This is a genomic window from Micromonospora sp. NPDC004540 (assembly GCF_040610095.1).
Lineage (GTDB): Bacteria > Actinomycetota > Actinomycetes > Mycobacteriales > Micromonosporaceae > Micromonospora.
Genome location: NZ_JBEXLR010000091.1, coordinates 21020 through 27472, shown reverse-complemented (window position 1 = coordinate 27472; position 6453 = coordinate 21020). Strand labels below are relative to the sequence as shown.

Genomic DNA, 6453 nt, shown 5'->3' with positions numbered 1-6453 from the left:
GCCGACCTTCGGGGCGGCGCCGGCCAGGGCGGCCGCCTCGGGGTCGATGGCCTCGTCGGCCGTGGTCGCCGCGGCCCGCGGCGCGCCCTTCGGGGTGACCTCGCCGCGGGCGATGGCGCCCCGGCGGGCCAGCACCCGCTTGTTGTGCGCGCTGATCCGCGGGTCCTGGTTCTTCAGCAGTACCAGCAGCGGGGTGGCCAGCAGGATCGAGGTCAGGAAGGCCACCGCCATACCGACGAACAGCACCAGACCCAGGTCCTTCAGGGTGCCCGCGCCCAGCAGGCCGGCACCGATGAAGAGCAGGCCGCCGACCGGGAGCAGGGCGACCACCGAGGTGTTCAGCGACCGCATGAGGCTCTGGTTCAGCGCCAGGTTGGCCGCCTCGCCGTAGGTCAGGTTGTTGTTGGCGGTGATGCCCCGGGTGTTCTCCTGGACCTTGTCGAAGACCACCACCACGTCGTAGAGCGCGAAGCCCAGGATCGTGAGGAAGCCGATGATCGTCGACGGGGTGACCTCGAAGCCGACCAGCGAGTAGATGCCGGCCGTGAGCACCAGGTTGGTGAAGAGCGACGCGATCGCGGCGGCCGCCATCCGCCACTCGAAGCGGAGGATCAGGTAGATCGCCACCACCGCCACGAAGATCAGCAGACCGAGCAGGGCGCGGGAGGTGACCTGACTGCCCCACGCCTCGGAGACCTGGCTGCCGCTGATCTGGTCGGCCTGGATGCCGAACGACTGCGCCATCTCGGTCTTGACCTCGCTGGCCTGCTCCGCGGTGAGCTGCCCGGTGCGCAGCTCGTAGTACTCCCCGCTGGTGCTGCCGACCTTCTGCGCGGTGACCACCTCGGCGCCGCCGCCCTTGGTCGCCAGCGCCGCGTCGACCTTCGCCTCGGCCTGCTCCAGGGTGCCGACGCTGGCCGGCACCTGGAACGAGTTGCCGCCGGCGAACTCGATGCCGAGGCTGAAGCCCCGGACCGCGAAGCTGAGCACGGCGATCAGCACCAGCACACCGGCGACGGTGAACCACAGCTTGCGCCGGCCGACGATGTTGAGATCGGCCTCGCCCCGGTAGAGCCGGGACGCCAGACCAGTCTTAGCCATCTCAGGCCTCCTTGACGCGCGGGTTGCGGGCGGCGCCCGACTCGGCCGACCGGGCCGGCAGGGCCCGGCCGAGACCGCTGACCCGCGGGGACAGGAACGCCCGGGTCCGGGCGAACATCGTCATGATCGGGTGGCGGAAGAGGAACACGACGACCAGGTCGAGGACGGTCGCCAGGCCGAGCGCGAAGGCGAAGCCCTTCACCGCGCCGACCGAGACGATGTAGAGCACCACGGCCGACATCAGGGTGATGGCGTTCGCCGAGATGATCGTCCGGCGGGCCCGGATCCACGCCCGCGGCACCGCGCTGCGCGGGCTGCGCCCCTCCCGGATCTCGTCCTTGAGCCGCTCGAAGTAGATGACGAACGAGTCCGCCGCCACACCGAGCGAGACGATCATGCCGGCGATGCCGGCGAGGGTGAGGGTGAACCCGATCGACCGGCCGAGCACCACCAGCGCGCCGAAGACCAGCAGCGCGGAGAGCACCAGGCTCAGGAAGATGACCGAGCCGAGCAGCCGGTAGTAGAAGAACGAGTAGATGATGACCAGCAGCATGCCGATGCCGGCCGCCAGCAGACCCGCCTTGAGGTGGCTGTCGCCCAGCGTCGCCGTGACGTTCTGCCGCTCCTGCGGCTCGAACGTCACCGGCAGCGCGCCGTAGCGGAGCTGGCTAGCCAGCGCGTTGGCGCTCTTGTTGTCGAAGCTGCCGGTGATCTGCGAGTCACCGGTCAGCACGCCCTGGATCTCCGGGGACGAGACGATCTGGTTGTCCAGCACGACGGCGACCCGGCACTTGCCGTCCTGGCCGAGCGCGGTCTGGTCGCAGGCCTGACCCTCGTTGGTGAACGCCTCGCGGGTCAGCGCGGTCCACTTCTCCTGGCCCTTGCCCGTGAAGTTCAGGCTGACCACCCACGAGCTGGTCTGGTCGAGCACGGCGTTGGCGTCGTCGACGTCGGTGCCGAGCACCTTCGCCACGTCGAGCAGGTCTTTCACGCCGGACTCACAGGCCACCGCCTGCTGGTTCTCGTCCTTGATCGACGCCGCCGGCCGCTTGTCGAGCTGGGCGCAGGTGATGGTCGGGACGTTGAACTGCATCCCGACCGGCAGCACCGCGATCTCCTGCGGGGAGAGCGTTCCGAACGGCTTGAGCTTGTCGGCCAGCGTCGGGTCGGCGGTGAGGTCGGCCGGCGCCTGGAGTCCCGAGGCGGCGGCCCAGGCGGGCGCGCCGACCTTCTGCTCGATGGCCTTGCGTTGCTGCTCGATGTTCTGCGGCACCGGCGCGGCGCTGGCGCTCGGGCTCGGCGCGGCCGCGCTCGGCGAGGCCGACGGGGTCGGCGCCGCGGCGCTGGCGCTCGGCGTCGGGGCCATGCCGCCCTGCCCGCCGGCGCTCGGCGACGCGGTGGCCTTGGGCGCGGCGCTCCCGGAGGGCTGGGGGGTCGCGCTGCCGGACGGGGCCGGGGTCGCGCTGCCCGACGGGGCCGGCGTGGCGCTGGCGGTCGGGGCCGGCGCGGCGGCGGCGCCGCTGCCGTCGGTGGCCTTGAGCACCTTGCGGAAGCGCAGCTCGGCGGCCTCACCGACGTCGTTCAGTTCGCGGTTCTGGCCAGGCAGAGAGATGACGATGTTCCGGTTGCCCTCGGTGACCACCTCCGCCTCGGCCACGCCGTAGGCGTTGACCCGGCTCTCGATGATCTGGCGGGCCTCCTCGAGGTTGGCGGCGGTCGGGGGCTTGCCGTCCACGCTGTTGGTGGCCTCGAGCGTCAGCCGGGTGCCGCCGATGAGGTCCAGGCCGAGCCGGGGCTCCAGCCGGTCCTTCCAGCCACCGCTGGCGCCGCCCGAGAAGAACACCAGAAGATAGAGGACGACGAAGATGAACCCGAGGACGGCGAGCTGCCGTCCGGGGCGCATCTGTCCCTGAGGTGGTGCCACGGCTGTCCTGTCTCCCTGTACGGTCGCGCCGCTTCGACAGCGGCGAGATTGTCGGGCCGGGGGTGTCCGCCCGACTGCTCCGGCGGATCGGCGCCGCCGGACGGCACGCCTCCCCAGCGCACAACGCGGCGGCGTCGCGCGGGCTTCCCGCGTGCCGGCGTCGGACGCCGACCCAACTATCCACTTGTGTGGGTGAATCCGCTGCCCCGTCCGGGGCGCGTGGTCACTCCTTGACCGGCTCGGCTTCCTCGGTGATCGTCTCGGCCTCCGGGGCCTCGGTCCGCTTCACCACGCGGGCGATCGCCGGGCGCGCGTACCGGGTCTGCACGCCCGGAGCGACCTCGAGCAGGACGGTCTCGTCCTCGACCCCGGTGACCGTGCCGTAGAGGCCGCCGATGGTGACCACCTCGTCGCCCACGCCGAGCGCGGACTGCATCTGCTCGGCCTCGCGGCGACGCTTCTGCTGGGGGCGGATCATCATGAAGTACATGACGCCGAAGAGCAGAGCGATCATGAGGATCGGCGTCAGGCCGCCGGCCCCTCCGCCACTCGCTGCAAGGTTTTGCACGGTTGTCGACCTTCCCATTGGCCTCTGCTCCCACCCCCGTGGGGTGCCGGAGCGGAGGCGGATTCTCACGTCCTGTACAGACCGCGGCGAAGTCTAATCCCTACACCTGAGAACACCGAATGCGGCACAGATCACGTTCGGATCACGCCTGATCGGTCTGCGCCGAGAACAGATCGGGCACCGGAGGGGCATCCGCGCCAAATGTACCATTCGGCGGTGTACGCCCCAGATGGTGCCAGGCGGCCGCCGTGGCGACCCGGCCGCGCGGCGTCCGCGCCAGCAGCCCGGCCCGGACCAGGAAGGGCTCGCATACCTCCTCGACGGTGTCCGGCTGCTCCCCCACCGCCACGGCGAGGGTGGAGAGCCCGACCGGGCCACCCCGGAACGAGTCGACCAGCGCCGTGAGCACCGCCCGGTCCAGCCGGTCCAGGCCGAGCGCGTCGACGTCGTAGACGGTGAGGGCGGCCCGGGCGGTCTCCAGGTTGACCACCCCCTCGGCGCGGACCTCGGCGAAGTCGCGGACCCGGCGCAGCAGCCGGTTGGCGATCCGCGGGGTGCCCCGGGACCGGCCGGCGATCTCCGCCGCCCCGTCGGCGGTGATCGGCACGCCGAGGATCCGGGCGGACCGGTGCAGCAGCGCCTCCAGGTCGGCCGGGGCGTAGAAGTCGAGGTGCGCGACGAAGCCGAACCGGTCCCGCATCGGCCCGGTGAGCAGGCCGGACCGGGTGGTCGCGCCGACCAGGGTGAACGGCTCGACGTCGAGCGGAATGGCGGTCGCCCCCGGGCCCTTGCCGACCACCACGTCGACCCGGAAGTCCTCCATGGCGCTGTAGAGCAGTTCCTCGGCGGGCTTGGCGATCCGGTGGATCTCGTCGATGAAGAGCACGTCGCCCTCGGCGAGGCTGGTCAGGATGGCGGCCAGGTCGCCGGAGCGCTCGATGGCCGGCCCGCTGGTCACCCGGATCCCCGAACCCAGCTCGGCGGCCACGATGTTGGCCAGGGTCGTCTTACCCAAGCCAGGCGGCCCTGACAGAAGGATGTGGTCGGGCGGGGAGCCGCGCCGCATGGCGCCCTTGAGCAGCAGGTCGAGCTGGTCGCGGACCCGGTGCTGGGCGATGAACTCCTCCAGCCGCTTCGGCCGGACGCTGGCCTCCGCGTCCCGCTCCGCGTCGCTGACGTACGCCGAGACCAGGTTCTCGTCGGTCATCGGCTGCGGCCCAGGAGGCGGATGGCCTGCTTGAGCAGGACCGGCACGGGCGGGGTCTCCCCGTCGACGGTCTCGGCGACGGCGGCCACCGCCTGCTCGGCCTGGGCGGCGGTCCAGCCGAGCCCGACCAGGGCCTGGCGGACCTGCTCAGGCCACGCGCCGGCGGTCACGCCGGCCGCCCCGTCGACGCCGACCGGCACCGGGCCGATCCGGTCGCGCAGTTCGAGGACGAGCCGCTCGGCGCCCTTCTTGCCGATGCCGGGCACCCGGGTCAGCGCGGCCGTGTCGGCGTTGGCGATGGCCTTGCGGACCGCGTCCGGGGTGTGCACGGCGAGCACCGCCTGGGCGAGCCGCGGGCCCACCCCGCTGGCGGTCTGGAGCAGCTCGAAGAGCTGCTTGGCGTCGTCGTCGGCGAAGCCGTAGAGGGTGAGCGAGTCCTCCCGGACCACCAGGCTGGTGGCCAGCCGGGCGGGCTGGCCGACCCGCAGCTCGGCGAGGGTGCCGGGGGCGCACTGCACCGCCAGGCCGATGCCGCCCACCTCCACCACCGCGTGGTCCGGACCGGTCGCGGTCACCGTGCCGCGCACGCTGGCGATCATCGCGCTCCTCCTCGTCGTGCCCGCTCGGCCGCGGCGGCCAGCTTGGACCGGGTGCCGCCGCGCCAGACGTGGCAGATGGCCAGGGCCAGGGCGTCGGCGGCGTCGGCCGGGCGGGGCGGTTCGGGCAGCCGCAGCAGCCGGGTGACCATGGCGGTCATCTGCGCCTTGTCGGCCTGACCGGAACCGGTCACCGCCGCCTTCACCTCGCTGGGCGTGTAGGTCTGCACCGGCAGCCCGGCCCGCGCACCGGCGAGCACGGCGATCCCGCTGGCCTGGGCGGTGCCCATCACGGTGCGGACGTTGTGCTGGCTGAACACCCGCTCGACGGCCACGGCGTCGGGCCGGTGCTCGGCCACGAGGTCGGTGAGCGAGCGGTCCAGGTGCAGCAGGCGCAGCGGCAGGTCGTCGCCGGGGTCGGTGTAGACCACGTAGTAGGCGACCAGGGTGCAGGGGCGCCCCGGCACACCCTCGACCACGCCGACCCCGCACCGGGTCAGCCCCGGGTCGACGCCCAGCACGCGCACGCCGCCTCCTCCCCCAAGCCGCCAGCAGTACGTGTGTTCGACACCCTACTGGTGCGGTCGGACCGCCGCCGGGCGGGACACGCCCAGCGGTCCGGTCAGCGCCGGGTCGGGTCGAGCTCGACCGCGACGGTGACCGGGTCGCCGTGGTCCTTCCCGGCGCGGATCCGGGCCGGGACGGGCAGCAGCCAGCCGGCCCGCCGGTCCCGCCAGACGCTCGTCGACCAGGTGCGGCCGTCGACGGTGGCGGTCACCGGCACCCGGCCGAACAGGCCCGCCGCGTCGGGCGCGTGCTCCGCCGGGACCGGGGCGAACACCCAGCCGCCGGAGCCCGACCACCGCAGCAGAGTCGCCTCGAACGATGTGGTCCCCCTCGTCATGTGCGCCTCCGCTCCGTCCGGACCGACCCGGGCCACCGTCGCACGGCCCCCTGACACGCGGCGCCGGCCCGGCCCGGCGCGAGGCGGCGCCCGCCACACACTGAAGCGGTCGAGTATGTGTCGCCGCCCCATGTGCCGCCGGCCACACAGCTC

General features: G+C 72.8%; 7 protein-coding genes. All 7 read right to left on the bottom strand.

Annotation, left to right across the window (positions count from 1 at the left end; genetic code table 11):
- The coding region (gene secF / locus ABZV78_RS24990; protein WP_355642279.1) for a protein translocase subunit SecF at positions 1-1101 on the bottom strand (1101 nt) is incomplete at its 3' end.
- Position 1102: 1 nt separating this feature from the next.
- Entirely contained in the window at positions 1103-3025 is a 1923-nt protein-coding gene (secD, locus tag ABZV78_RS24985; RefSeq protein WP_355642278.1) for a protein translocase subunit SecD, read from the bottom strand.
- A 223-nt stretch (positions 3026-3248) separates the two neighbouring features.
- On the bottom strand, positions 3249-3611 hold the full coding sequence (gene yajC, locus ABZV78_RS24980) for a preprotein translocase subunit YajC (protein WP_355642276.1): 363 nt from the start codon (positions 3609-3611) through the stop codon (positions 3249-3251).
- A 124-nt stretch (positions 3612-3735) separates the two neighbouring features.
- Positions 3736-4800 (bottom strand): Holliday junction branch migration DNA helicase RuvB, encoded by a 1065-nt coding sequence (ruvB, locus tag ABZV78_RS24975; RefSeq protein ID WP_355642274.1) that lies wholly within the window; start codon positions 4798-4800, stop codon positions 3736-3738.
- Positions 4797-5399 (bottom strand): Holliday junction branch migration protein RuvA, encoded by a 603-nt coding sequence (ruvA, locus tag ABZV78_RS24970; RefSeq protein ID WP_355642272.1) that lies wholly within the window; start codon positions 5397-5399, stop codon positions 4797-4799. The genes ruvB and ruvA overlap by 4 nt, the downstream gene beginning before the upstream one ends.
- The gene (gene ruvC, locus ABZV78_RS24965) at positions 5396-5923 is read right to left on the bottom strand and encodes a crossover junction endodeoxyribonuclease RuvC (protein WP_355642270.1); all 528 of its coding nucleotides are present in this window, start codon (positions 5921-5923) and stop codon (positions 5396-5398) included. The genes ruvA and ruvC overlap by 4 nt, the downstream gene beginning before the upstream one ends.
- Before the next feature lie 95 nt (positions 5924-6018).
- Entirely contained in the window at positions 6019-6300 is a 282-nt protein-coding gene (locus ABZV78_RS24960; protein WP_355642268.1) for a DUF1905 domain-containing protein, read from the bottom strand.
- Positions 6301-6453: the final 153 nt, after the last annotated feature.

Bases quoted from the DNA above. Each gene is read 5' to 3' on its own strand.
- ruvA (WP_355642272.1), bottom strand. From the start codon at position 5,399: ATGATCGCCAGCGTGCGCGGCACGGTGACCGCGACCGGTCCGGACCAC.
- ABZV78_RS24960 (WP_355642268.1), bottom strand. From the start codon at position 6,300: ATGACGAGGGGGACCACATCGTTCGAGGCGACTCTGCTGCGGTGGTCG.
- yajC (WP_355642276.1), bottom strand. From the start codon at position 3,611: ATGGGAAGGTCGACAACCGTGCAAAACCTTGCAGCGAGTGGCGGAGGG.
- ruvB (WP_355642274.1), bottom strand. From the start codon at position 4,800: ATGACCGACGAGAACCTGGTCTCGGCGTACGTCAGCGACGCGGAGCGG.